Annotated in this window: 26 protein-coding genes; 13 read left to right on the forward strand and 13 right to left on the reverse strand. The window is 65.7% G+C overall.

Going from position 1 to position 23,247, the window contains the following annotated elements; genetic code table 11:
* Positions 1–30: 30 nt before the first annotated feature.
* Positions 31–654 carry a PAS domain-containing protein gene (locus M2319_RS13915; RefSeq protein WP_264602069.1) on the reverse strand — a complete coding sequence of 208 codons (624 nt, stop codon included), beginning with the start codon at positions 652–654 and terminating at the stop codon, positions 31–33.
* A gap of 568 nt (positions 655–1,222) precedes the next feature.
* Between M2319_RS13915 and M2319_RS13920 the strand changes: the two genes are divergently transcribed.
* Positions 1,223–1,981 carry a rhomboid family intramembrane serine protease gene (locus M2319_RS13920; RefSeq protein WP_264602070.1) on the forward strand — a complete coding sequence of 253 codons (759 nt, stop codon included), beginning with the start codon at positions 1,223–1,225 and terminating at the stop codon, positions 1,979–1,981.
* A 216-nt stretch (positions 1,982–2,197) separates the two neighbouring features.
* The gene (locus M2319_RS13925) at positions 2,198–2,629 is read left to right on the forward strand and encodes a CBS domain-containing protein (RefSeq protein ID WP_264602071.1); all 432 of its coding nucleotides are present in this window, start codon (positions 2,198–2,200) and stop codon (positions 2,627–2,629) included.
* Positions 2,630–2,665: 36 nt separating this feature from the next.
* Here the strand turns inward: M2319_RS13925 and hisI are convergent, their stop codons facing one another.
* Both hisI and folE read right to left on the reverse strand, forming a co-directional pair.
* The gene (hisI, locus tag M2319_RS13930; protein WP_264602072.1) at positions 2,666–3,142 is read right to left on the reverse strand and encodes a phosphoribosyl-AMP cyclohydrolase; all 477 of its coding nucleotides are present in this window, start codon (positions 3,140–3,142) and stop codon (positions 2,666–2,668) included.
* Positions 3,143–3,627: 485 nt separating this feature from the next.
* Complete coding sequence (folE, locus tag M2319_RS13935) at positions 3,628–4,263, reverse strand: GTP cyclohydrolase I FolE (RefSeq protein ID WP_264602073.1); 636 nt, start codon at positions 4,261–4,263, stop codon at positions 3,628–3,630.
* Positions 4,264–4,518: 255 nt separating this feature from the next.
* Here folE and M2319_RS13940 point away from each other — a divergent pair, with 255 nt between their 5' ends.
* Both M2319_RS13940 and yidD read left to right on the forward strand, forming a co-directional pair.
* Positions 4,519–4,965 carry an iron-sulfur cluster assembly scaffold protein gene (locus M2319_RS13940; RefSeq protein ID WP_264602074.1) on the forward strand — a complete coding sequence of 149 codons (447 nt, stop codon included), beginning with the start codon at positions 4,519–4,521 and terminating at the stop codon, positions 4,963–4,965.
* A complete protein-coding gene (gene yidD / locus M2319_RS13945) occupies positions 4,962–5,273 on the forward strand; it encodes a membrane protein insertion efficiency factor YidD (protein WP_264602075.1) in 312 nt (103 codons plus the stop codon). Before M2319_RS13940 ends, yidD begins: the two co-directional genes overlap by 4 nt.
* A gap of 22 nt (positions 5,274–5,295) precedes the next feature.
* On the opposite strand, the gene M2319_RS13950 is transcribed toward yidD, so the two are convergent.
* On the reverse strand, positions 5,296–6,123 hold the full coding sequence (locus tag M2319_RS13950) for a calcium-binding protein (RefSeq protein ID WP_264602076.1): 828 nt from the start codon (positions 6,121–6,123) through the stop codon (positions 5,296–5,298).
* An 86-nt stretch (positions 6,124–6,209) separates the two neighbouring features.
* Positions 6,210–7,091: a calcium-binding protein gene (locus M2319_RS13955; RefSeq protein WP_264602077.1), complete on the reverse strand. Its 882-nt coding sequence runs from the start codon at positions 7,089–7,091 to the stop codon at positions 6,210–6,212.
* 342 nt (positions 7,092–7,433) lie between these two features.
* On the opposite strand from M2319_RS13955, the gene thrS reads away from it, so the two are divergent.
* Positions 7,434–9,407, forward strand: coding sequence for a threonine--tRNA ligase (thrS, locus tag M2319_RS13960; RefSeq protein WP_264602078.1), 1,974 nt, complete (start codon positions 7,434–7,436; stop codon positions 9,405–9,407).
* Positions 9,408–9,544: 137 nt separating this feature from the next.
* Positions 9,545–10,402 (forward strand): lysophospholipid acyltransferase family protein, encoded by an 858-nt coding sequence (locus M2319_RS13965; RefSeq protein WP_264602079.1) that lies wholly within the window; start codon positions 9,545–9,547, stop codon positions 10,400–10,402.
* A 117-nt stretch (positions 10,403–10,519) separates the two neighbouring features.
* Here M2319_RS13965 and M2319_RS13970 read toward each other — a convergent pair whose 3' ends face one another.
* Positions 10,520–11,590, reverse strand: coding sequence for a hypothetical protein (locus tag M2319_RS13970; protein ID WP_264602080.1), 1,071 nt, complete (start codon positions 11,588–11,590; stop codon positions 10,520–10,522).
* Between the two features lie 254 nt (positions 11,591–11,844).
* On the opposite strand from M2319_RS13970, the gene M2319_RS13975 reads away from it, so the two are divergent.
* Both M2319_RS13975 and M2319_RS13980 read left to right on the forward strand, forming a co-directional pair.
* On the forward strand, positions 11,845–12,417 hold the full coding sequence (locus M2319_RS13975; RefSeq protein WP_264602081.1) for a nitroreductase family protein: 573 nt from the start codon (positions 11,845–11,847) through the stop codon (positions 12,415–12,417).
* Positions 12,418–12,423: 6 nt separating this feature from the next.
* Positions 12,424–13,026 (forward strand): flavin reductase family protein, encoded by a 603-nt coding sequence (locus M2319_RS13980; RefSeq protein ID WP_264602082.1) that lies wholly within the window; start codon positions 12,424–12,426, stop codon positions 13,024–13,026.
* Positions 13,027–13,105: 79 nt separating this feature from the next.
* Here the strand turns inward: M2319_RS13980 and M2319_RS13985 are convergent, their stop codons facing one another.
* Positions 13,106–13,987, reverse strand: coding sequence for an HpcH/HpaI aldolase/citrate lyase family protein (locus M2319_RS13985; protein ID WP_264602083.1), 882 nt, complete (start codon positions 13,985–13,987; stop codon positions 13,106–13,108).
* 3 nt (positions 13,988–13,990) lie between these two features.
* Positions 13,991–14,464 (reverse strand): MaoC family dehydratase, encoded by a 474-nt coding sequence (locus M2319_RS13990; RefSeq protein WP_264602084.1) that lies wholly within the window; start codon positions 14,462–14,464, stop codon positions 13,991–13,993.
* A 188-nt stretch (positions 14,465–14,652) separates the two neighbouring features.
* Between M2319_RS13990 and M2319_RS13995 the strand changes: the two genes are divergently transcribed.
* Both M2319_RS13995 and M2319_RS14000 read left to right on the forward strand, forming a co-directional pair.
* Positions 14,653–15,795: a lytic transglycosylase domain-containing protein gene (locus tag M2319_RS13995; RefSeq protein WP_264602085.1), complete on the forward strand. Its 1,143-nt coding sequence runs from the start codon at positions 14,653–14,655 to the stop codon at positions 15,793–15,795.
* Between the two features lie 243 nt (positions 15,796–16,038).
* Positions 16,039–17,178, forward strand: a complete 1,140-nt coding sequence (locus M2319_RS14000; RefSeq protein ID WP_264602086.1) for a DUF2336 domain-containing protein — start codon at positions 16,039–16,041, stop codon at positions 17,176–17,178.
* A gap of 24 nt (positions 17,179–17,202) precedes the next feature.
* Here the strand turns inward: M2319_RS14000 and M2319_RS14005 are convergent, their stop codons facing one another.
* The 3 genes from M2319_RS14005 to M2319_RS14015 form a co-directional block, all read right to left on the reverse strand.
* Positions 17,203–17,709, reverse strand: coding sequence for an Hpt domain-containing protein (locus tag M2319_RS14005; protein WP_264602087.1), 507 nt, complete (start codon positions 17,707–17,709; stop codon positions 17,203–17,205).
* A gap of 104 nt (positions 17,710–17,813) precedes the next feature.
* A complete protein-coding gene (locus M2319_RS14010; protein ID WP_264602145.1) occupies positions 17,814–18,341 on the reverse strand; it encodes a response regulator in 528 nt (175 codons plus the stop codon).
* 302 nt (positions 18,342–18,643) lie between these two features.
* Positions 18,644–19,426, reverse strand: a complete 783-nt coding sequence (locus M2319_RS14015; protein WP_264602088.1) for an NAD kinase — start codon at positions 19,424–19,426, stop codon at positions 18,644–18,646.
* Between the two features lie 153 nt (positions 19,427–19,579).
* On the opposite strand from M2319_RS14015, the gene cutA reads away from it, so the two are divergent.
* A complete protein-coding gene (gene cutA, locus M2319_RS14020) occupies positions 19,580–19,906 on the forward strand; it encodes a divalent-cation tolerance protein CutA (RefSeq protein WP_264602089.1) in 327 nt (108 codons plus the stop codon).
* 127 nt (positions 19,907–20,033) lie between these two features.
* On the opposite strand, the gene M2319_RS14025 is transcribed toward cutA, so the two are convergent.
* Both M2319_RS14025 and M2319_RS14030 read right to left on the reverse strand, forming a co-directional pair.
* Positions 20,034–20,174, reverse strand: coding sequence for a hypothetical protein (locus tag M2319_RS14025; RefSeq protein WP_264602090.1), 141 nt, complete (start codon positions 20,172–20,174; stop codon positions 20,034–20,036).
* Between the two features lie 148 nt (positions 20,175–20,322).
* A complete protein-coding gene (locus M2319_RS14030) occupies positions 20,323–20,772 on the reverse strand; it encodes a c-type cytochrome (RefSeq protein ID WP_264602091.1) in 450 nt (149 codons plus the stop codon).
* A 285-nt stretch (positions 20,773–21,057) separates the two neighbouring features.
* Here M2319_RS14030 and M2319_RS14035 point away from each other — a divergent pair, with 285 nt between their 5' ends.
* Positions 21,058–22,557, forward strand: coding sequence for a CoA-acylating methylmalonate-semialdehyde dehydrogenase (locus M2319_RS14035; RefSeq protein WP_264602092.1), 1,500 nt, complete (start codon positions 21,058–21,060; stop codon positions 22,555–22,557).
* 204 nt (positions 22,558–22,761) lie between these two features.
* Positions 22,762–23,088, forward strand: coding sequence for an antibiotic biosynthesis monooxygenase family protein (locus M2319_RS14040; RefSeq protein ID WP_264602093.1), 327 nt, complete (start codon positions 22,762–22,764; stop codon positions 23,086–23,088).
* The last annotated feature ends 159 nt before the right edge of the window (positions 23,089–23,247 follow it).

The raw sequence follows: 23,247 nt of genomic DNA on the forward strand, positions 1-23,247 counted from the left end.
GCTTACAACAAAGCGCTGTTCAATCTGGGATTATTGCCGGCCACCCTGGTAGAGCGTGAGATGTCCGAAGCGTCCGAGCATGCCGCCGACGGCCGGATTGATCACGATGTCGTTATCGTCGATGGCATCGGCCGCGCGCAGGAAATACGGCTTCTCGTCCGGCCAGATCAGGCGCACCGACACGATCTCCTGGGTCATGATCGGCTGGATGCCGAGCCAGTAGGGCTGCTCCACCGGCGTGCAGGTGCCGAGCACGCGGCTGTAGGTCCCCGTCTGCTCGCCGAAGCGCAGCGGCAGAAGCAAGAGCTCGAAATTGAGCGACTTGCCGGTCTCGGTAGACCCCTTGAAGCCGAAGACGGCGGCGGCGGCGTCTTCCGTGACGGCGGCCAGCATGGTGGCGACGGCCTCGCGATCGCGGCCCTGCCACAGGCGCAGGAACTCGCGTTCCTTCAATTCGCGGCAGAAGGCGGCGCACATGCGCGTGCCGGCGAGGCGGAACGGGTAGGTCTGGCTGCCGGCCGCCTCCAGGATAAAGGTGTCGCCGAGGATCTCGCGGATGTCGCTCGGCTCGATGTCGCGGCGTTCCGGTGCCGGCTGGTCCCCCCGGAGCCTGCTCCAGTAATCGTAGATCCGTCGTGTTGCGGCGAGTTTCATTTTGCCACCCCTGGTTCTCACTGTCCCAAATGGGCCCGTCGTGTCCCGTGGCGGAACATTGCGGGCGCGATTTCTCTTCCCCGCGGGCCTAGCAGCACGTCGCGTGCCAGTTCGGGCCGTGGAACCGGAATTAAGGATAACGGGGTGTTTTCGTTGAAAAATACCGGCGGCTTTGGCACCTTGCGGATATTCCATTGACGCCGCTCGGGGTGTCATTGCACCGGAATCGTACGATTCCCGAAAGGGAGTTGACCAGGAGGCACTGGTTACAACCCGCGCAATCAAGCGATTGCGCGGGTCTTTTTTTCACCCGGGCAAAGGCCAATGGTTAACGCCGAACGGCTATCTTCCTGATTTTTCGCGGCTTTTTCTACGGACAAACCCGTAGATCCGGGCCTGCGACGCCGTTTTCTCGCCCAACCGGGTTGACAGGGTGGTGGCGACGGGCACGACATGCGGCGCGGTCGCGAAAAGCGGGTCCCACGCCCCGGGACACACGCATCGGCGCGCCCGAGAACAAACTCCTCCGCAGGGCCGTTGAGGCCGCATGCGCAATGAAAGGCAAGACGTGACGCACCGTGAGGACGCGCCGTTCGGCGAGGCGCCGAAAGAGCCGATGTTCAACCTGCCGCCGGTGATCCTCTGGCTCAGCGGATTTATGGTCGTCATCCATGCGATCCGCGCCTTCCTGCTCGACCAGGTGCAGGATGTCGACGTCATGGTGCTGTTTGCCTTCCTGCCGATGCGCTACGACCCGGAGATCGCCGCGCGCACCATCTTCCCCGGCGGCGTTGCCGCCGACGTCTGGACCTTCGTCACCTATGGCCTCCTGCACGGCGACTTCATGCATCTCGCCGTCAACGTGTTCTGGCTGGCGGCCTTCGGCAGCGCCGTCGCCTGGCGCTTCGGCGTGGTGCGGTTCCTCCTGTTCTGTGCCGTGACGACGGTGTTCGGCGCGCTCGTCCATCTCGGTGCCCATTTCGGCGAGGCGGTGCCGATGATCGGCGCATCGGCCGCGGTCTCCGGTCTGATGGCGGCAGCGGCGCGGTTCGCCTTTTCCGGTCAGGGCAACATCGCCGGCGGGCGCGGCGACCGGCGCCGCTGGCATCGGCCGGCGCCGTCGCTGATGACGGCGCTCAGCGACCGGCGGGTGTTCGTGTTCCTGGCCGTCTGGTTCGGCCTCAACATCGTTATCGGGCTCAGCTCCGGCTCGTTCTTCGGCGACGGCACGACGATCGCCTGGGAGGCCCATATCGGCGGCTTCCTCGCCGGGCTCCTCCTGTTCCCGCTGTTCGACCCGGTGCCACGGGCGTCCGTGGTGTCCTGACCGCCGGCCGGCCCTGCATCTCCTGTATTCCACCGACGTTGCGGACGGCGGCTTGCGTTCGCCCATCGTTATGACATCATTGTGCGATATGCGTCCGTTTGCCGCACTCTGCCGTGCGCGATCGGGCGGGGCGTGCGCGACACACAATGAAAAACGGCGTCGGGGACCACATCGCGCGCAGCCTTCTTGCCACCGGCGCAAAGGAGGAAGGACTCAATGACCGTAGCCGCCATTCTATCGGACAAGGGACGCGAGGTGATCACCGCTTCGCCGGAGGCGACGCTGTCGGAGGTCTGCGAAACGCTCGCGGCGCGCAAGATCGGCGCCATCGTGCTGACGGGAGAGGGCGGCAGCATCGCCGGCATCGTCTCCGAACGCGACGTCGTGCGCGCCGTCGCCAACGGTGGTGCCGGGGCGCTGGAGACCGCGGCCGCCGACCACATGACGCGGTCGGTCGTCACCTGCAGCCCGCAGGAGACCATCAACGAGGTGATGGAGCGCATGACGCAAGGCCGGTTCCGGCACCTGCCGGTGATGGAGGGCGGCGCGCTCGTCGGCGTCATCTCGATCGGCGACGTGGTCAAGATCCGCATCGCCATGGCCGAGCAGGAAGCGGCCGAGATGCGCAGCTACATCACCACGGTCTGACGGGGCGAGGGACCGGAGGACGTCTGTCGGGCGTCCTCAGGATTTGTCCTTGTTGCCGTAGACGACGTCCGGATCGAACAGGGGCCCGTCCTCCACGACGGTGAGTTCGGTTGCGGGCGTCGGCGCGGTGCCGACAGGCACGGCGCGGAAAAAGCACGACCGGTAGCCGAGGTGGCAGGAGGCGCCGGAGCCTTCCACGTGGACGCGGACCAGGATGACGTCCTGATCGCAGTCGGTGCGCATCTCGACAAGCTTCTGGACCGAGCCGGAGGTGGCGCCCTTGTGCCAGCGCTCGGCGCGCGAGCGGCTCCAGTAGACCGCCTCGCCGATCTCAATCGTCTCGGCCAGGGTTTCCCGGCTCATATGCGCGAACATCAGCACCGCACCGCTGTCGGCATCGACTGTGATGCAGGGGATGAGGCCGTCGGCGTCGAATTTCGGCGCGAAGGTCGTTCCCTTTTCCACCGCGTCTTTCGAGGCTCTTTCGGCGAACGGGCTGGAGGTCTCGGTCATGTCGGATCCATCGGTTCTGCAATGCCGGGACCATAGAGGACACGGCCAAGGATTTGAATCACCTTCCGTGGGTATCCCGTTGGCGGCGAATCGGTTTCTGGCGGTGCGCTTAAGGGCGCGGGTTAGCGGGAAGTTCGGACAGGTCGATTCAATGCTTCGTCGTAACGCCCTCAGGCAGAATCGGAAATCGGGACGGGCAAGGGGGCGGTGGACCGGCCGGTCTTCACAAATCGATTCAAGCCGATTCAGGAAAGCATCCGAACGCCCTCGGCATACAGCGGATTTCCTCCGTGCCTAAAGGTCGGGAGTTGATTCAACGCAGGCGGCGAGCCGGCTGTCTCGGCTGACCTTTTTCCACTGGGGCCCGTGTTGGTCCGCCGTGGCGATCATCGGCGCGTTCCGCCGACCGCCTCCCGGCATGGGTCGTCGCGCGCCGGGCCGATGGCCCGGCGGCGCCTGTCCGCAGTGTCGGTGTTTCGGACGGCCTATTTGCCGGAGCGGACCAGGGTCAGGAACCGCACCTGTTCGGTCGGGTCGTCCTGGAAGACGCCGGTGAACTGGCTGGTGATCGTCGACACGCCCGGCTTCTGCACGCCGCGCAGGGACATGCACTGGTGCTCGGCCTCCAGCATCACGGCGACGCCGCGCGGCTTCAGGGTCTCGTCGATGGCGCCGATGATCTGGGCGGTGAGGTTTTCCTGGGTCTGCATGCGCCGGGCAAAGACGTCGACGACGCGGGCGAGCTTGGAGAGCCCGACGACCCCTTCGCTCGGATAGTAGGCGATGTGGGCCTTGCCGACGAAGGGCACCAGGTGGTGCTCGCAATGGGAATAGAACGGGATGTCGCGCACGAGGATGATGTCCTCGTAGCCGCCGACCTCGTCGAAGGTGCGCTCAAGGGCGTCTTCGGCATGCTCGTTGTAGCCGCGATAGAATTCCTCGAAGGCCTTGGCGACGCGCTTGGGCGTATCCACAAGACCCTCGCGGTCCGGGTTGTCGCCGGCCCAGGCAATGAGGGTGCGAACGGCGGCTTCGGCTTCCTCGCGGGTCGGGCGCCGGACCGGCTCCAGCGCGACTTCCTTCTCGTCCGCGGGGCGAAGCGACTTAACGATGGCGTCCATGGGCATGTCTCTGGGCTGACCTATCAGAACCTAGCTACGGGAGATGACGTCCATTGGACCTGTCGACGGCAGCGGTTTCATTGATATCGCTCCTTCCTCCCACATTTATATGGTCGGTGACCGGAGCGGCAACGACCACTATATTATGTTTCGGCATCGATGACGAATGCGCAATCCCGTCCGTCACCCCGAAACCGCTTCCGTTATATAGGACTTGCTAAAATAATTGGAAGCGCCGAACCGCTGCGAAACGGCATGCTTGATACTGTCTACAACGAAAAGATCCTCGAATTCGCCGGCAATATCCCGCGATTGGGGCGGCTTGACGACCCCGACGCCACGGCGACCGCCCATTCGCGCCTGTGCGGCTCGACCGTGACCGTCGATATCCGCATGACCGACGGCGCGGTCAGCGATTTCGCCCATGACGTGAAGGCCTGCGCGCTCGGCCAGGCCTCCAGCTCGATCATGGCGCGGCACGTGATCGGCGCCACCGGCGACGAGTTGCGCCAGGTGCGCGATGAGATGAAAGCGATGCTGAAGGAGAACGGCGCGCCGCCGTCCGGCAAATGGGCCGATCTCGCCTATCTGGAGCCGGTCCGCGACTACCGCGCCCGGCACACCTCCACGATGCTGACGTTCAATGCCGTCGTCGATGCGGTGGAGCAGATCGAGGCGGCAGAAGAAGCCAAAAAATCGTGATCGGAACGCTGCCGCGGCGCGGCGCGCGCGCGCTCATCCGCGTCTACCAGGTGACGCTTTCGGCGCTGATGGGCCGGCAATGCCGGCACCTGCCGACCTGCTCGTCCTATGCGGATACCGCGATCGACCGCTACGGCCTGTGGGCCGGCGGCTGGATGGCGCTCGCCCGCATCCTCAGGTGCAATCCCTGGGGCTCCAGCGGCTTCGATCCGGTGCCCGAACGCCTGCCGAATGCCGGGCGCTGGTACGCGCCCTGGCGCTATGCGCAGTGGACGGGAAAACATATCGACCCGGCGACGCGGCTTTGACCCGCTCGATTGCGGCTCCCGGCTAGATAAGCACGATGTCGTTGGGCAGGTGGGAGATTTTCGCGTCCTCGATGGTCAGCACGTTGCCGTCGCCGAAATCGATGGTGACGTCGCCACCGGACTCCGCCGCCATCGCGATGACGTCGTCGATGGTGGTGCCGTCGGCAACGTCGATGGCGATCGTGTCGGTGTTGTTCTGGAAGTCCCTGATGATGTCGCTGTCGCCGGTCTCGCTGTCATAGACGAAGCGGTCCGCGCCCCAGCCGCCCCACAGCGCATCGTCGCCGGCGCCGCCGTTGAGAACGTCGCTGTGGGCGCCGCCGGACAGCTTGTCGTCGCCGGTGCCGCCATAGAGCGTATCGGCGCCATTGTTGCCATCGAGGCGGTCGTTACCCTTGTTGCCGCTGAGGAAATCGCTGCCGCGGTGGCCGGCCAGCCGGTCGGCGCCGCCATGGCCGCGGATGTCGTCGTCGCCGCGAAGCCCGAAGAGGCGGTTGCGGCCGCTGTTGCCGATGAGGAGGTCGTCGCCGTCGGAGCCGGTGGCGTTCTCGATCGAGTGCAGGTCGTCATGGCCGCCCCAGCCGTCGATCGCCTCGCGGGACGACAGGTTCACGGTGACGCCGTCGGCCGAGGGATCGTCGCGGTAGCTGGCCATATCGAGGCCGAAGCCGCCATAGAGGTCGTCGTTGCCGGCACCGCCTTCCAGCCGGTCGGCGCCGGGGCCGCCGAAGAGGTCGTCCGAGGCGCCGAAGCCGAACAGCTTATCGTCGCCGAAAAGCCCGAACAGCCTGTCGGAATGGCTGGTGCCGTTGAGGGTGTTGTTGCCGAGATTGCCGACTTTGATGGTCACGGTCATCTCCTTGCGGTCGCCACGGTCAGGATCGGGACTCTAGCCCCGCCATGCGGCCGCACGATGGCGGCCGCGGGAGCGCGGGATCAGACCAGCACCAGATCGTTGGAGAGGTGCGAGATTTTGGTGTCCTCGATGGTCAGCACATTGCCGCTGCCGAAATCGATGACGACATCGCCGCCGGATTCCGTCGCCATCGCGATCACGTCGTCGATCGTGGTGCCGGCGTTGACATTGATCTCGATGGTGTCGGTGTTGTTCTGGAAGTCGTGAATGTCGTCGCGATCGCCGGAAAAGCTGTTGTAGACGAAGCGGTCGTTGCCGCTGCCGCCCCACATGTCGTCATTGCCGGTGCCGCCGTTCACGGTGTCCTTGTGGGCGCCGCCAAAGAGCGAGTCCTTGCCGTTGCCGCCATAGAGGGTGTCGCTGCCGCGTTCGCCTTCGAGGCGGTCGTTGCCCTTGTTGCCGTTGAGGAAGTCGTTGCCGCGGTCGCCGAACAGGCGGTCGCTGCCGTCATTGCCGTAGATGTCGTCGTCGCCGCGGGCGCCGTCGAGGGTGTCGCCCCGGCCGTTGCCGCGGATCAGGTCGTCGCCGCCGAGGCCGGTGATGACGTTGCGGACATTGTTGCCGATGAGGTTGTCGTCACCCCAGGAGCCGGCGATGTCCTCGATGGAAAACAGCTTGTCGCGGGTGCCCCAGCCGTCCGTGGCAGTGCCGGAGGCGAGATTGACGGTGACGCCGTCGGCGGTCGGGTCGTCCCGGTAGCTGGCAAGGTCCGCGCCGCGGTCGCCATACAGGTAGTCGTGGCCGTAGCCGCCTTCCAGGTGGTCATTGCCGCGGCCGCCATAGAGATTGTCGGCGCCGCCATTGCCGTAGAGCGTGTCGCTGGCCCAGTAGCCGTAGATGTCGTCGGCCTGCCAGGTGCCCTCGATGATGTCGCTGGCGTTCGTCCCTAAGATGATCGGCATCGATCCTGTCCTTTCAAATGTCCAACCAATGCCCCTTGGGGATGGTGCTATCGGCGCAATATGCGGCCCTATGATGGCAAGGATAGCGGGCGCCGCTGAACCTGCGGTGAACGGTGTATCCGCTGGCGACAAGAGCCGGGACCGGCGCTGGCGGCCATGTCCGGAACCCGGGAGCCTTGCGAAAACGGGTCCGATTCATTAGGTGATTGGGTCGCAAGAACCGGGCCTTTCTCCCGCCCGCCGCGATTCGTCTCGGATCCGCCGCCGGCACCAAGGGCCCCGACAGACGACCCCCAATCCGCTTACCTGCAATCGTAGGCAGCGAGTGAGCAGGAGAATGCTATGATTTCCCTGACCTTTCCGGACGAGTCCCAGCGCGCGTTCCAGCCCGGCATTTCCGGGCTCGAGATCGCCGAGGGCATTTCCAAGTCTCTGGCCAAGAAGGCGGTCGCCGTCGCGCTCGACGGCAGGCTCGCCGATCTGTCCGAGCCCATCACCGAAGACGCCAGGATCGAGATCGTCACCCGCGACGACGACCGGGCGCTGGAGATGATCCGCCACGACGCCGCCCATGTGATGGCCGAGGCCGTGCAGGAGCTCTATCCGGGCACCCAGGTCACCATCGGCCCGGTGATCGAGAACGGCTTCTATTACGACTTCCACCGCAACGAGCCGTTCACCCCGGAGGACCTGCCGAAGATCGAGGCAAAGATGCGCGAGATTATCCAGCGCGATGCCCCGTTCACCAAGGAGGTCTGGAGCCGCGACAAGGCCAAGGCCTATTTCCGCGACCAGGGCGAGAACTTCAAGGTCGAACTCATCGATGCGATCCCGGACGGCGAGGACGTCAAGATCTACCGCCAGGGCGAGTGGCTGGACCTTTGCCGCGGCCCGCACCTGCCGTCGACCGGCAAGGTCGGTCCGGCCTTCAAGCTGATGAAGGTGGCCGGCGCCTATTGGCGCGGCGATTCCAACAACCAGATGCTGTCGCGCATCTACGGCACCGCCTGGACCAACGAGAAGGACCTGAAGGCCTATCTGCATCTCCTGGAAGAAGCCGAGAAGCGCGACCATCGCCGGCTCGGCCGGGAGATGGACCTGTTCCATTTCCAGGAGGAGGGGCCGGGCGTCGTGTTCTGGCACGCCAAGGGCTGGCAGCTGTTCCAGAGCCTCGTCTCCTATATGCGCCGGCGGTTGGAAGAGGACTATGACGAGGTCAACGCGCCGCAGATCCTGAACAAGGAGCTGTGGGAGATTTCCGGCCACTGGGAATGGTACCGGGAGAACATGTTCCAGGTGCAGTCGGCCGGCGACGATGCCGAGGACAAGCGCATCTTCGCGCTGAAGCCGATGAACTGTCCGGGCCACGTGCAAATCTTCAAGCATGGGTTGAAGAGTTACCGCGATCTGCCTTTAAGGCTTGCAGAATTCGGCGTCGTCCACCGCTACGAGCCGTCCGGTGCCATGCACGGGCTGATGCGCGTGCGCGGCTTTACCCAGGACGACGCCCATGTCTTTTGCACCGAGGACCAACTCGCCGACGAGTGCATGAAGATCAACGACCTGATCCTCACCACCTACGCCGATTTCGGCTTCGACGAGATCGTCGTCAAGCTGTCGACACGGCCGGAGAAACGCGTCGGCTCGGACGAGAGCTGGGACCACGCCGAAGAGGTGATGACCGAGGTCCTGGAGCGGATCGCGGCGCAGTCGGACGGGCGCATCAAGACCGGCATCAATCCGGGCGAGGGTGCGTTCTACGGGCCGAAGTTCGAATACACCCTGCGCGATGCCATCGGCCGGGAATGGCAGTGCGGCACCACCCAGGTCGACTTCAACCTGCCGGAGCGCTTCGGCGCCTTCTACATCGATTCCGACGGCGAGAAGAAATATCCGGTCATGGTGCACCGGGCGATCTGCGGCTCCATGGAGCGCTTCCTCGGCATTTTGATCGAGAACCATGCGGGCCACTTTCCGCTGTGGCTGGCGCCGAAGCAGGTGGTGGTCACCACCATCACCTCCGATGCCGACGATTACGCGCGCGAGGTGTACCAGCGGGCCCGCGCCGCCGGGCTCCGGGCCGAGCTCGATCTCCGCAACGAGAAGATCAACTACAAGGTCCGCGAGCACAGCCTTGCCAAGGTGCCGGTGATCCTCGTCTGCGGTAAGCGCGAGGCGGAGGAGCACACCGTCAACATCCGCCGGCTCGGCTCCAAGGACCAGACGGCGCTGCCGCTCGCCGAGGCGCTGGAGGTGCTCGGCGAGGAGGCCGTGCCGCCGGACCAGCGCATGGAGCGCAAACTGGCCGCAGAGTAAGGCGAAATGTCACGCTGCGCAGCTGTGCGACTGACATGAGGCTGTCGCACAGCCAGCGTTAGTTTGCCGTTTTGTCCTTACCTTTCGAATCGTCCCGGCAGTCGGTTTTCGCCGGGGCGGTTTGCGGGAGTGCGCAGGTGAAATTCAAGGAATTGAGCTACGCCTCGCCGTCCGATCCGCGGCTGAAGCGCGGGGTGATCCATGCGGTGGAGGGGCTGTCCGGCCGCGGGCGGCTCGCCGCGCTCTACGAGACCTGGCGCCGCGACATCGTCGGCACGTCGAGCCGGGTGATGGGCGATCTCCTGCAGCTTATCGGCGTCGAGTTGGAGATTTCCGGTGCCCCGTGGCCGCCGCAGGATCTGCCGGCCTCGCCGCTTGTCATCGTCGCCAACCATCCCTTCGGCATCGGCGACGGCATCGCGGTGCTGTCGCTCGCCGAACAGCTCGGCCGGCCGTTCCGGGTGCTGATCCACAACGATCTTTTGAAGGTGCCGGAGATCCGGCCCTATTCGCTGCCGATCGATTTTTCCGAGACCCGCGAGGCGATGCTCCTCAACCTTGCCACCCGCAAGGAGGCGCTGCGGCTGCTGAAGGAGGGCGTCACCATCGTCATCTTTCCGGCCGGCGGGGTGGCGACGGCCCGCTCGCCCTTCGGCAGGGCGGTGGAACTGCCGTGGAAGACGTTTACCGCGCGGATGATCCTCGATGCCCGCGCCGCCGTGCTGCCGGTCTATTTCGAGGGCCAGAACAGCCGGCTCTTCCACCTCGTCAGCCGGATCAGCCAGACGCTCCGGCTGTCGCTGCTGGTTCGCGAGTTCAAGCGCTTCATCGGCTCGCGGCTGCCGGTGCGGGTCGGCGAGGTCATCGACCATGCCGAGCTTTCGCACCTGAAAAACAGGCAGGAACTGATGGAGCGGCTGCACGACGAGGTGCACGCACTCGGCCGCAACGAACTGCAGCCGCGCCCGCGCTTCGATTTCGTAAGGGCGGCTTAAGTTAAAGCGTTCAAGCGCCACGCAGGCTTTTCGGCGCAACGGCGCCGGCGCGCGTTTGCGCTTGCGACGCCTTGCGGCGTCGAATGAGCAAGCCCGCGTGCCTCTCCGCAAGTCGTGTCAGTTGCGCTTCAGCGCGAGAACCTCGACCTCGCGGTCGATACCGCTTTCCACGGAGAATTCGCGATTGAATATCTGGTCGTGGTTCTTGGCGACGACCGCATAGTCGCCTTCCGCCAGGATGAAGGAAGGGAAGGCGCCGACGCTTTCGGCGAGCTGGTCGCCGCCGGGCGTCAGCAGCGACCATTCGGTGTTGGCAAGGGCCTCGCCGCCGGGCTCGTTGACCAGCTTCAGCGTGATGCGGGCGGCCTTGTGGTAGACGGTCGCCTCGGTCAGCTTGCCGGGCTGCACCCTGATGTCGGCGCGCACCACCGCATTGACCGCGCCATATTTGCTGACGACGTAGTAGCTGCCGGCGTTGAGCCGCAGCATGGTGCCGATGCCGGCTTTCGACGCGACCAGGCGCCGGGCGCCGGCCGCTCCGGTCTCGCCCCGCGTCTCGTTGGCATAGACGTCGAATTTGACCTCGTCGGCATCGAGCGGGCGGTTCTCGGCGAGTTCGGCATCGAGCTTCAGGCCGCCGGCATCGAGCACGATGGTCCGCGTGTTGACGCGGCCGGGCTCGACCCGGATCCGGGTCGTGGAGCCGGCATAGCCGAAGCCGGCATGGACGAGGTAGGTGCCGGGGTCGAGGCGGAATTCGGCATCGCCGCCGGTGGCGTTGGCGACCAGCGTCAGCTTTCCTTCCGCGTCGCGCTTTTCGGAATAGACCCGCCACATCATGCCGCGGTCGAGGGGATCGCCGTCCTTGACGAGGCGCGAGACCAGATAGACCGTGCCTTCATTGTCGTCGGCCGGCGTGCCGGTGTCGGCATCGAGCGCGGGCGCATAGGGCGTGGCGCTTTCCGGCACTTCCGGCTCGGGCGAAAAGCCCGGCGGCAGGGCCGCTTCTTCGTCGGGCGAGGGTTTCGGCATCGGTACGGGCGGGCGCTGCAGCGCGCCGCCGGTCATCGCCGCGGCATCGCTCTGGGCAAGGGCCGGCGGGGCGGCGACAAGGCAAAGGGCGAGGGCGGCGCACAGACCGGCAAGGGCGCCGAGACGGGCGGCCCCGCGGCGTCCTGTTGAGCTCAAAACGGCGTTTCGCCCGGGCATGATCGCGCGCCCCTGCATGCTGACCTATCCTCGGCGGAATCCGGTTGTCGTTGTTCCTACCAGCGATCCCCGAAAACCGTGGCGATTTCAAGTCCGAAACGGCGCGACATGCGAACGCTGCGTTCGAAATTGAGCCCGCCGCGCGTTATTGACAGGACCGGCCGGCTTCTGTCCTCTTGGCGCCAAACCATTTCGAAAGTCCAAACCGTCCAAATTCCGACGAAAGCAAGAACATGCCCGACGCACTCGATCTCCTGACCACCCGCCGCTCCGTTCCGGCCGTCAACCTCGCCGACCCGGCGCCCGACGCCAAGACCCTGAAGGCGCTTCTCACCATCGCCAGCCGGGTGCCCGACCACGGCAAGCTCTCGCCCTGGCGCTTCATCATCTATGCCGGCGACGCGCGGGCCAAGGCCGGCGAACGACTCGCCAAGATCGTCGAGACCCGCGACGACGTCGTCGATGCCGAACGGCTCGCCCATGAGCGCAGCCGGTTCACCCGCGCGCCGCTGGTCGTCGGCGTCGTCAGCCGCGCCGCGCCGCACGAGAAGATCCCGGTCTGGGAGCAGGAACTTGCCGTCGGCGCCGTCTGCATGAACCTCCTCCACGCCGCCCACGCCTACGGTTTCGCCGGCCAGTGGCTGACCGAGTGGTGCGCCTTCGATGCCGATGCCGGTAAGGCGCTCGGCCTCAAGGACGGCGAGAAATTCGCCGGTTTCGTCCATATCGGTACGCCGACCGAGAAGCCGGAAGACCGGCGCCGACCGGACATCGACCGCCTGATGACCTACTGGACCGGAGCCTGAGCCATCATGTTCTACGAGACGGAAGGCGGCGAGCACGGGCTTGCCCGGGATCCCTTCAAGGCGTTGATCGCGCCGCGTCCGATCGGCTGGATCTCCTCGGTCGACGGCAAGGGCCGGGCGAACCTTGCGCCCTACAGCTTCTTCAACGCGGTCTCCTCCAATCCGCCGGTGGTGATGTTCTCCAGCGACGGCAAGAAGGACTCCATGACCAATATCGAGGAAACCGGCTGCTTCGTCTGCAATCTCGCGGTCTATGGCCTGCGCGACCAGATGAACAAGAGCTCCGCGACGGTCGCCCACGGCGTCTCGGAATTCGAGCTTGCCGAGCTGACGCCGGCGCCGAGCCGGCTGGTGGCTGCGCCGCGGGTCGGCGAGGCGCCGGCGGCGCTGGAATGCCAGTACCTGAAGACCATCCCGGTGCCGACGCTGGACGGCGGCGAGACCGGCAATTTCATGATCCTCGGCCAGGTCGTCGGCATCCATATCGACGACAGCCTGATCGTCGACGGGCGCATCGACATGATCCGGCTCGCCCAGCTCTCGCGGCTCGGCTACATGGACTATTCCGTCGTCGGCCAGGTGTTCGCGATGGACCGGCCCGAAGTCTGAGCGTATTCCCGAAAAGTGGGAACCGGTTTTCGCTGTCGCGGACCTGCGGTTCGGACAAGAATACGCGGAAAATAAAGAGTCAGGCTTTTCCGGCGAGGCGGGCGCGGTCCAGCAGCTTTTCGGCGCGCCGCAGGTGCGGGCGATCGACCATCTCGCCGTCGATGCCGACGACCCCGACGTCGCCAGCCCCGGCGAACGCCGCGACGATCTTCTGCGCTGCCGCGATGTCGTCGTCCGACGGCGTGAAGGCCGCGTTGATCACCGGCACCTGGGCCGGGTGGATCGCCATCTTGCCGGTGAAGCCGTCGCGGGCGGCTGCCTGGCATTCCGCTTCCAGGCCTTCCATATCGCGAAATGCTGTGAAGACCGTGTCGATGGGCGGGACCTCTGCCGCTACGGCGGCAAAGAGCGCCAGGCTGCGGGCGATGCGGAACGGCTCCAGATAGGCGCCCGTCTCGTCGCGGTTGGCGGCAGCACCGATATCGGCGGAAAGGTCCTCCGCGCCCCAGGTGAGGCCGGCAAGCCGCTGGCTGCACTGGCGGTAGGTTCCCATGTGAAAGAGCGAGGCGGCAGTCTCGGTGGCAACGACGACGATCCGCGTTGCGCCGTCGTCCATCCCGAAGGTCGCCTCGCGGACGGCGAGCTTGGCATCGAGATGGGAGACGTCGCGGCCGGAGATCGCCTTCGGCAGCATGATGCCGTCGGGCGTCGCAGTCATGACCGCATCGAGATCGGCATCGGTGAGGCCTGTGTCGAGCGCATTGACCCGAACATAGAGCAGCGGGCGGCCGTCGTCGCCGCGGTGGGCGGTGAGGAACTCCGCGACGGTCTTGCGGGCCTCCTCCTTGGCCGACAGCGCGACGGAATCCTCAAGGTCGAGCAACAGGACGTCGGCGCCGGAACCCAGCGCCTTGTCCATCTTTTTCGGGCTGTCGCCGGGAACGAAAAGCAGCGAGCGCATTGGCTAGACCTCTATCTGATCCGGAGCGTCGCGCTTCTGCATCAATGCCTGACGCCTGCATATGGCGACCAGCTCGCCGGTCTCTTTGAACGCCTTGTGCTCGAATTCCACAATGCCGGCATTGGGCCGCGATCGGGACTCCCGCGCGGCGACGATCTTGGTCGTGCATGACACCGTGTCGCCGTGGAAGAGGGGGGCGGGGAAGCGCACGTCGGTGAGGCCGAGATTGGCGATCAGCGTGCCGATGGTGGTGTCGTTGACGGAAATGCCGATCATCAGGCCGAGGGTGAACATGGAATTGACCAGCGGCTGGCCCCACTCCGTCTCGGTCCGGCAATAGTGGTGGTCGATGTGCAGCGGCTGCGGGTTCAGCGTCATATTGGAGAACAGCATGTTGTCGCTCTCCGTCACCGTGCGCCGGAGCTCATGGGCGATGACCCGGCCGACCTCGCAGTCCTCGAAATAAAGCCCCGGCATGGCGCCGCTCCCTCCGTCGTCGCTTTTGCAAGTGGTAGCGCCAAGGACGCCGCCGCGGCAACTGCGGCATCGTCCCCGTGCAATCGCAGGGCGCCGCTTTACCCTTCATTAACCACGATTTGTGAGGCTAAACGACCAGACATGCGGCGTCCTGCGCCGTCGACGCGACTCCAAGGAGGGCGCGAGAGATGAAGCCCATCCAACCGCCGATGATCAGCGATCGTATCGAGCGCGCCTTCCAGGTGGCGAGCCGGGCGACGGGCACCCCGTTCGACTATCTCCTGCAGACGGCAGGCACCGAATCCAGTTTCGACACCGAGGCCAAGGCACCGACCTCTTCGGCGACCGGCCTCTTCCAGTTCATCGAGTCCACCTGGCTGGAGACCATGAAGGAATCCGGTCCGGCCCTCGGCTACGGCAATTACGCGGAACACATCGAGCGCACGCCGTCCGGCGACTACAGGGTCGCCGACCGGCGGATGCGGGCGAAAATCCTCGACCTGCGCAACGATCCGAAGGCCTCGGCGCTGATGGCCGGCGCCTATACGGAGAAGAACCAAGCGCAACTGAGTTCTTCGCTCGGGCGCGAGCCAACCTCCGGCGAGCTCTACATCGCCCATTTCCTCGGCGCGAACGGCGCGAGCAAGCTGATCTCGCTTGCCGAGGCGCGGCCGGACAAGAGCGCGGCCTCCGTGTTCCCGGTGCAGGCGCGCGCAAACCGCTCGATCTTCTACAATGCCGCCGGCCGGACGCGCAGCGTCTCCGAGGTCTACGACACGCTGGTCAGCCGCCATGGCGCGACCGCCATCGCCAGCGTCCGTCCGCCGGCGGCGACGGCGCAAGAGCAGACGACACAGCTTGCCGCGAATGGCACCCGGTCCGTCGATGCGGCCTTCGAGATGACCTCGGCGAACCTCGTCACGTCCTTTGCGCCGACCGTAGATACCAACGACCGGGTTCAGCAGGGCTGGCGGGCCGCGGAATCGAACGCGCCGTTCAGCGTGCTTTTCCGCGACAACCCGAACGCCTCGACCGATCCGGTCGGGCCGACCTTCTGGGGCGCCTTTGCCGCCGCGCCCGATTTCTTCGGCAACCGCGACGCCGCACCGGCGGCGACCCCGGCCGTGCCGGCCCAACCCGTCACGCGGACGCCCGCGGCGGCGACCGAGACCGACAGGACCGAACGCACCGAAGCGCGGGCCGAACAGAGTGCGCGCGATGCCGCACGCCTTCGCAGCCGGGCGCGGCGCTCGCGCGGGCCGCTGAACCTCACAAGCTTCCTCGACACCCAGTCGGGGCGCGGTCCGAAGAACCTGCTGCCGCCATCCTGAACGGCCCGCTCCCGCTGCCGGGAAACACCCCCCGGAGCGTCCGCCGGTCGCTCCCCAAGGGCCGTTTCGAGGGCAAATTGAGGGTCCTTTCTGGACCGCCGAACTCCTTAAAATCGTTAATAAAATCCTGCCAAACAGGGTGAACCGATCGTTAAGCACTTCATGCGAGGCTTGACCGATCGGACGAAGGCGGCATGCGCCGCCCGACGCTCCGACAAGTCTTTTCCCGCGTGGAGTTCAGTCATGGTCGTCAGAGCGTTTCTTCACTGGATGCAGACCGCTCCGGTCGAACAGCGGGTCGCTGCCGCAAGCGCGCTCGCCCGGGCATGGCTGCAGTCGGAGCTGAAGGGCGCGGAGCGCGAGGATGCGGAAGCTGCCCTATGCGTTCTCCTCGACGATCCGGCGCCGCGGGTGCGCGCGGCAATGGCCGAGCATCTGGCGCCGAGCCTCGATGCGCCGCGCCAGGTCGTGCTGGGGCTCGCCAACGACCTGCCGGACATTGCCGAGGCGGTGCTCAGCCAGTCCGCGGTGCTGCTCGACGCCGAACTGATCGACATCGCTTCTACCAACGAGGTGCGCTACCAGGCGGCGATCGCCGCGCGGCCGCATGTCTCCGGCGCCGTCGCGTCGGCGATCGCGGAGAGCGGCGAGGCGGCGGCCTGCGTCGCCCTTGTTCAGAACGAGGGCGCCGACCTTTCGCCGGCCGCGATGCGCCGGATCGCCGACCGGCTCGGCGACGAGCCCGCCGTGCGCGAGGCGCTGCTGGCGCGGCCCGACCTGCCGGTCCCGACCCGCCAGGTGCTGATTGCCCGACTCGGCTCCGTGCTCGGCGGCTTCGTTACCGAACGCTCCTGGATGCGGCGGGAGCGGGCAGACCGGATCGTGCGGGAGGCCTGCGACAAGGCGACGGTGGAACTTGTCATGGGAACGGGTGCGGGCGAGCTGCGCCCGCTTGCCGAGCACCTGCGCGACAGCGGCCAGCTCACCGCGGCGCTGCTGCTGCGCATGGTGTGTTCGGGCAACATGGCGTTCTTTGAGGCCGCGCTCTCCGTGCTCTCCGGCGTGCGGGCGGCGCGGGTCGCCTCGCTGATCGCGGAGGGGAGGGTGTCCGGCCTCAGCGCGCTCTACCAGAAGGCCGGCCTGCCGAAGGCGGCGTTCCCGGCCTTCTCGATCGCGCTCGATGTCTTCCGGGAGATGGATTTCGACGGCGAGCGCGGCGATATCCACCGCTTCTCGCAGACCATGATCAACCGCATCCTCGATGAAAGCAGCCGTTTCGGTCCCGGCCAGTCGGACCACCTGATCGTGCTTTTGAGGCGGTTTTCCAGCGAGGCCGCGCGGGACGCGGCGCGCGAATTCGTGGCAACGACGATCGCCGCCTGACGCGCTGCGCCGCTCGGAGGCGGATTAACGGGACTTGCCGGCGAACCTTGCGGCGCGTTCGCCGCCGAGCTTGCGCAGTTCCGCGACGAGCTGGCGGCCGACTGGGTCCTCGGCGTTCTGGACCTTTTCCTTGACGATCGCCTTGATGGCGTAGACGTGCTGCTCGACGAAGGGCAGCGGTGCCGATCCGGGATCGCGGGCGAAGTCGTCGAGCAGGAGGCAGAGGGAATCGGCAATGTCGCCGATCAGCGGGTAGCCGAAGGTGGCGGCCTCGCCCTTCAGGTCGTGGGAGACCGAATAGAGCTGCTCGTAGGTGGTCTTGTCCATGCCGTCGTCGGCCGAGATCGTCTTCCAGACCCGGTTGAGCCGGCTGATCTCGTCGGTCATCCAGTATTCGAAGGTCTTCGACAGCTTGCCGAGCGCCTGTTCGGCGCGCGACACGGGGTCGAACGCCGAGCCACGCGGCAGATCCGGCACCTTGCGATTGAGGTTGACGGGGTTCTGTATTTTCACCCCGGGCGCGTTCGCCATGTTCGTCCTCTTGCCTCGAACACATTCAGCAGCACTGTGTGCTGCAACCGGTTAAACCATTCCAAATCCGACTACACGCGTGCCTGTTTTTTCCGCGCCGGCGGCTACGACGCTAGGGACGGCCTGACGACGTGGTCGGTCGGCTCCTGCTGGCGGCGCTCCTCGCCCTGGTAGTTGCTGCTTTCGGCGCGGCGGCGGTCCGGCCCGAAATAGGTTCTTGTCTCGATGAACGGGCGCGGATTGACGATGGTGTTGGCGATCCGGAGATAGAGCGATTTCGCCGAAATCGGCTTGCACAGGAACTCCGTGATGCCGGCGTCGCGCGCTTCCACCACCCGCTTCTTTTCCGAATGGCCGGTCAGCATGATGATCGGCACGAAGGGGTTGGTGCTGGTCTCGCGATTGCGCAGCATCCGCGACAACTCCAGCCCGTCGATGATCGGCATCACCCAGTCGGTGATGACGATGTCCGGCGAGGTCGCCTGGAACGCCTCGAGGCCGGCGGCGCCGTCCTCGGTCTCGACCACGTCGCGGGCGCCGAAACCGGTCAGCAGCATGCGGATGATGCGGCGCATGTGCGTGTTGTCCTCGACAACAAGGAACCTCAAATTCGAGAGGTCCAGCTTCATGATGTCTCGGGTCGCTGCCAACGGTCTTTCCCATGCGCAGATCACAAGATCGCTGTGGCCACGGCATCACGCGCAGCGGTCAGCGAACCGCATCCTAAAACACGTGCAGTCGATTCGACCGACACCACATGCCCTAGCCGCTTGTTTTTGCACGTATCTTGCCCCGAAAACGGTACCTGCCTCCGGGGGACACGCTTAAGCGGCAATAATCCCTGAGTCTTGCCGAAAGGGGCAAGACGTAATTGGCAGTCATCCAAAGGCTTATGGGGAGGCTCGGCGGGAAATCGTTAACGAAAGCTTGCCGGTCAGTAGCGGAACTGCTCGGTCAGGATGCGCTCGTCCCAGCTATGGTCGGGGTCAAACATGATGATGCCTTCCGATTTCCGGTCCTGCTGGATGGTGACGCTGGCGACGTCCCGGATCTCGTTGTGGTCGGCGGCGGCGCTGACGGTGCGGGCCTCGGCCTCCAGCACGTCGATGGTGACGCGCGCATGGTCGGGGAGCAGGGCGCCGCGCCAGCGCCGGGGCCGGAAGGCGCTGATCGGGGTGAGCGCCATCAGCGGCGCGTAGATCGGCAGGATCGGGCCGTGGGCGGAGAGGTTATAGGCGGTGCTGCCGGCGGGGGTGGCGAGGAGGATTCCGTCGCAGATCAGCTCTTCCAGCCGCACCTTGCCGTCGATGGAGATGCGCAGCTTGGCGGCCTGGTAGGTCTGGCGCAGCAGCGAGACCTCGTTGATGGCGCGGGCGACGTGCGCGGTGCCGGAGGTGTCGGTCACCGTCATCTTCAGCGGATGGATGGTGGTGCGGACGGCGTCGCGCAGGCGCTCCTGCAGGCCGTCCTCGCGGAACTCGTTCATCAGGAAGCCGACCGAGCCGCGGTTCATGCCGTAGATCGGCTTGCCGCTGTCCATGAACTCGTGCAGCGTGCGCAGCATCAGCCCGTCGCCGCCAAGGGCGACGATGACGTCGGCCGCATCGGGCGCAACGTCGCCATATTCCTCTATCAGGTGCTGCCGTGCCGTGCGGGCCTCGTCGGTCGGGCTGGCGGCAAAGGCGATGGCAAGTGTCGGCGCAGGGAATGTCGCCATGGCTGGTTCGATCTGTCCCGGAATCCGCTCTGGAAAGACGTCGGCAGGTGGCGTAGCACGAAGACCGTCACCGCACCAATACGGGAGCGCCCGAATGCGGCTTATCCGCAATCCGGCATGTGCCCGGCGGCAGGTCGAAAAAGGAGGGACGCCATGACGGAACCGGTTTTCATCTACGCGACGTTTCCCGATGTCGCCAGTGCCCGCAAGACCGGGCGGATGCTGGTGGAGAACCGGCTGGCGGCCTGCGTCAACATCCTCGACGGCATGGTCTCGGTCTATCGCTGGGACGGCGAGATCGCCGAGGACGACGAGGTGGTGATGATCGCCAAGACGCGCAGCGACCGGGTCGCGGCGGTAACCTCGGCGATCACCGACGAGCACCCCTATGACGAGCCTGCCGTGGTGGCGCTGCCGATCGTCGGCGGCAGCGACAGCTTCTGCAGGTGGATCGTCGAGGAGAGCAACGCCCAGGGCTGACGGCGATCACCGCGACTCGGAGTGGTCTGTGCCGAACGCCTGCCGGCGTCCGAGACGAGCCAGACCGCATGCCCTCGTGGGTCATTCCGAGCCGGCCTTTTGCCTTCGCCCGTTCCCGGGCAACGCCTCAGAAGAGGATCACTTCCAGGGCGACAATGCCCCAGAGCGCGGCCGCAAAGACGAGGCCGGCGCAGACGCTCCTGGCAAATCCGCCGTCGATCGGGGCGACGCGGCCCGCGGGCCGGCCGGATTCGAATGTGCACGCCATCTTTCCGCTTCCCTTTCGTCGCAGCCGATGGGTGACGCAGACACTGGATAAAGCCTAGCATAAACGCGTATATCGGGGGAGCGCGACGCAATGCATTGACCGACACATTGTCGTGAGGGCGCGATCGGCCGTTGCCTCATGCCGGAGCCTATTTCTTTTCCACCCGGTAGGCGTCGTGGCAGGACTTGCAGTTCTCCGCGACGGATCCGAAGGCGGCCTTGAACTCGTCAAAGCCGTCGTCGGCGGTCTTGATGGCGCTGGCCGCGTCGGCGCGCATCCCCATCGCCTTGGCCTTGAAGCCGTCCATGTCCTGCCAGATCTTCGGTCCGGCCTCGGTGTCGGGATCGGCGGAATCGTCGTCGCCGAAGAATTGCGGAAAGCCGGTGATGGCGGCGTAGAAGACGTTCATGGCGAGCTGCGCCCGCGCCGGGTCGTAGTCCATCTTGCCCTTGGCCATAGCGCCAGCGACCTTGGCCGCGTCGCGCATCGATTGCATCAGCGACTGGCGGGTCTTGATGTCCTCGCTGATCGCCAGCGCGCTCGTTGCCGCGACCATCGTCAGGGCGCCTGCCATCAGCGCCGTCCGCAACGGTTTCATCGTCCTTCCTCCCGGTCGGTGTCGTTCCTGGAACGTATCGTTGGCGGCCCGTTTCCCGGGCGCGGCAAGATCATATTCAGGAAATCGATAGCGTCACAATCGCGGGTGCCAACACGCCTTCGTGAGGCGGCGCCTCTGCGGGGTCTCGTCCGGGCGCCTGGCGCCGGCGATTTCTCCGCCCGTGCCCTTTCGTTCCGGGCTGCGGGGGGGTACAAATTTTCCAGCCCGCTGCGCGCCATGCGCGGCGGGCGCGTTGCATGAAGAAACGTATCAGGGAGAGAAAAAATGACCGCAGAGATCGGGCATTTCATCGGCGGCAAGACCGTATCCGGTCAGTCGGGGCGGTTCGGGGACGTTTTCGACCCCAATCTGGGGACGGTTCAGGCCAAGGTCGCGCTGGCCTCCAAGGCGGAAATGGAGGCGGCGATCGCCAATGCCGAGGCGGCCCAGGTCGACTGGGCGGCGCAGAACCCGCAGCGGCGCGCGCGGGTGTTCTTCAAGTTCCTCGAACTTGCCGAGAAGGAAAAGCCGGAACTCGCCAAGCTGCTCTCCAAGGAGCACGGCAAGACGGTCCCTGACGCCATGGGCGACGTGCAGCGCGGGCTGGAAGTGGTCGAGTTCGCCTGCGGCATCCCGCATCTCCTGAAGGGCGAGTTCACCGACGGCGCAGGGCCGGGCATCGACATGTACTCCATGCGCCAGCCGCTCGGCGTCGTTGCCGGCATCACGCCGTTCAACTTCCCGGCGATGATCCCGATGTGGAAATTCGCGCCGGCGATCGCCTGCGGCAATGCGATGATCCTGAAGCCGTCGGAGCGCGATCCGTCGGTGCCGATGCGGCTTGCCGAGCTGATGCTCGCCGCCGGCCTGCCGGAGGGCGTCCTCAACGTCGTCAACGGCGACAAGGAGGCGGTCGACACGCTGCTCACCGACCCGCGCGTCAAGGGCGTCGGCTTCGTCGGCTCCTCGGCGATCGCCCAGTACATCTATTCGACCTGCGCGGCCAACGGAAAGCGCGCCCAGTGCTTCGGCGGCGCCAAGAACCACATGATCGTGATGCCGGATGCGGACCTCGACCAGACGGTCGATGCGCTGATCGGCGCCGGCTACGGCTCGGCCGGCGAGCGCTGCATGGCGATCTCGGTCGCCGTGCCGGTGGGCGAGGGCACCGCCAATGCGCTGATGGAAAAGCTGGTGCCGCGGGTGGAGGCCCTGAAGATCGGCCCGTCGCACGACCCGGACGCCGACTACGGTCCGCTGGTGACGCGCCAGGCGCTCGACCGGGTGCGCGGCTATGTGGATCTCGGCGTCAAGGAGGGCGCGGAGCTCGTTGTCGACGGCCGCGACTTCGTCATGCAGGGCTATGAGGACGGCTACTTCATGGGCGGCTGCCTGTTCGACAAGGTGACGCCGGACATGCAGATCTACAAGGACGAGATCTTCGGCCCGGTGCTGTCGGTGGTCCGCGCCCACGACTACGACGAGGCCCTGAAGCTCCCGAGCACCCACGAATACGGCAACGGTGTCGCCATCTTCACCCGCGATGGCGATGCCGCCCGCGATTTCGCGGCCAAGGTCAATGTCGGCATGGTCGGCATCAACGTGCCGATCCCGGTGCCGCTCGCCTACCACACCTTCGGGGGCTGGAAGGCGTCGGGCTTCAACGACCTCAACCAACACGGCCCGGATTCGATCCGCTTCTACACCCGCACCAAGACGGTCACCTCGCGCTGGCCGTCGGGCGTCAAGGAAGGGGCCGAATTCGTCATCCCGACGATGTCCTGATCGGCACCTGCCCGCATTTCCGCCCCGCGCGGCGGCCGTCTTGCCGCGGCCGCCGCGATTGTTGATCACACGGGGCCTTGCCGCACTGCAAAAAAACAGTAGTTTTAGAGGCGTTCGATCGGCGAAGTCCCTGACGCTGCAGCGCAGCACTCGTTGTGCCGCAACGCGGGGGGCGTCGGGGAACCCAAGGGAAAGGCAGGTCCGATGTTTCTGGCAATGAACCGTTTTCAGGTAATCAAGGACAAGGCGGGCGACTTCGAGGCGATGTGGCTCGGCCGCGACAGCGACCTGCCGAACAATCCGGGCTTCGTGGAGTTCCGCCTCCTGCGCGGGCCGGAACACGAGGACTACATCCTCTATGCCTCGCACACCTTCTGGGAGAGCGAGGACGACTTCGTTGCCTGGACCAAGTCGGAAAGCTTCCGCAAGGCGCACAAGAACGCCGGCAAATCCTCCGATCCGGTGACCCTCGGCCATCCGAATTTCGAGAGCTTCGAGACGCTGCAAACGATCGGCAAGTCCGACGGATAGGGGAGGCTTCTCCAAAAATTCGGCGGCGCAGCGTCAGGAGGGTTTCGCACCGGCTGCTTTCATTTTATAACCGTTCTCAACTGTCTGCCTCCCGGACTGTTGTGTCTTCGGACAATCTCATCTTCGCCCTTTCGCCGGATCGTTCGATCCGGTTTCAAA

The sequence above is a fragment of the Rhodobium gokarnense genome, from assembly GCF_025961475.1.
In the GTDB taxonomy this organism is placed as follows: domain Bacteria; phylum Pseudomonadota; class Alphaproteobacteria; order Rhizobiales; family Rhodobiaceae; genus Rhodobium; species Rhodobium gokarnense.